Origin of the sequence: Pseudomonas sp. MF6767 (genome assembly GCF_016405475.1) — a bacterium.
Taxonomy (GTDB): Bacteria; Pseudomonadota; Gammaproteobacteria; order Pseudomonadales; family Pseudomonadaceae; genus Aquipseudomonas; species Aquipseudomonas paracarnis.
The window spans coordinates 1-984 of the sequence record NZ_JAEKCY010000055.1 but is presented as its reverse complement, the minus strand read 5'-3'; the positions used below and the strand labels follow the sequence as shown (position 1 = coordinate 984).

At 55.7% G+C, this 984-nt stretch carries 3 protein-coding genes; all 3 read left to right on the top strand.

What is annotated here, in order from left to right; genetic code table 11:
- Nucleotides 1-90: 90 nt before the first annotated feature.
- Genes JFT58_RS30050 through JFT58_RS30040 form a run of 3 tightly spaced genes read left to right on the top strand, consistent with a single transcriptional unit; the run spans nt 91 to nt 874 of the window.
- Nucleotides 91-321 (top strand): hypothetical protein, encoded by a 231-nt coding sequence (locus tag JFT58_RS30050; protein WP_073842610.1) that lies wholly within the window; start codon nt 91-93, stop codon nt 319-321.
- A 21-nt stretch (nt 322-342) separates the two neighbouring features.
- Complete coding sequence (locus JFT58_RS30045; RefSeq protein WP_198834884.1) at nt 343-594, top strand: DUF551 domain-containing protein; 252 nt, start codon at nt 343-345, stop codon at nt 592-594.
- Nucleotides 595-613: 19 nt separating this feature from the next.
- Nucleotides 614-874 carry a hypothetical protein gene (locus JFT58_RS30040; RefSeq protein WP_198834883.1) on the top strand — a complete coding sequence of 87 codons (261 nt, stop codon included), beginning with the start codon at nt 614-616 and terminating at the stop codon, nt 872-874.
- Nucleotides 875-984 lie beyond the last annotated feature (110 nt).

Here is a 984-nt window from a genome sequence, read left to right as displayed (position 1 = left end):
CGTCAGCACTCCTCCCCCGCGCCCATCGGCAACCAGCGGGAGGCATGAGTATTGACGAATACAGGTGAACCAACCACTGAGGAATCAGAAATGCGCCCAGTAATGACGATGGCCCCTATCTGGGAAGCCAACAAAAAAGTCGGCAATAAAGACCTCCGCGAAGCTCGCTTTCATCAGTGGGGATGCGAGTACGAGGAATTTGAATCCGGGCCCGGCAACTACACCGTTGCAGTGGTTGAGTTTGCTGATGGCTCCATCGGGACGGTGATGCCCGAGTGCATCCGCTTTCTTGATTCAGAGCAGGCCACTGATTCCGCCTAACCCCAAACACTGGAGGTCGCCATGAGCGATTGGAAGGAGATTGCGAGTGCGCCGCGTGATGGTACCGAAATCATCCTGAGAAAAGTCGACCGCGTGACAGCGGGGGCCTGGATTGAGTGGAGCAAGTCAGAATCTACGTTCAACAGCCGAGGAGACTATCTCGGCCAAGAGGAATACGACTCTGGCGCGCACTGGTGCTCATGGGATGGTGGATTCTATGAAGACGACGAGCCGACCCACTGGCAGCCATTACCAGCCCCGCCCACCGAATAACGCCACCCTGGAGGCATCTATGGCCCGAACTTACGAATATTGGACGGTCAAGGACGGCGAGGACATCGCTATCAAGCTGACCGTCACATATTACTCGGCTCGAAAAGGAAACTTCAGCTCGCAAGCCGCCGATCCCGATGAGTACTTCGGTCATTGCGAAATCAATTGGGAGTCGGAAGACGACACCAGCTTCATGACTGAATCCGAAATCGCCTCGATGGAAGAATGGCTTGTAAATGAGCATTCCGAGTATCTGGCCGACCAAGACTATTACGACTGACCCGCCACCCTGGAGGCGACCATGAACGCAGCATTGAAGATATGCCAGGAGCGTTACGACGCTCAGTTGCCGCCTCCAGTGAGCGAGTCGGCGGTGGAGATTGCCCGCAA

What these genes read in the sequence shown, in the direction of transcription:
- JFT58_RS30050 (WP_073842610.1), top strand. Translation starts at nt 91, where the DNA reads ATGCGCCCAGTAATGACGATGGCCCCTATCTGGGAAGCCAACAAAAAA.
- JFT58_RS30045 (WP_198834884.1), top strand. Translation starts at nt 343, where the DNA reads ATGAGCGATTGGAAGGAGATTGCGAGTGCGCCGCGTGATGGTACCGAA.
- JFT58_RS30040 (WP_198834883.1), top strand. Translation starts at nt 614, where the DNA reads ATGGCCCGAACTTACGAATATTGGACGGTCAAGGACGGCGAGGACATC.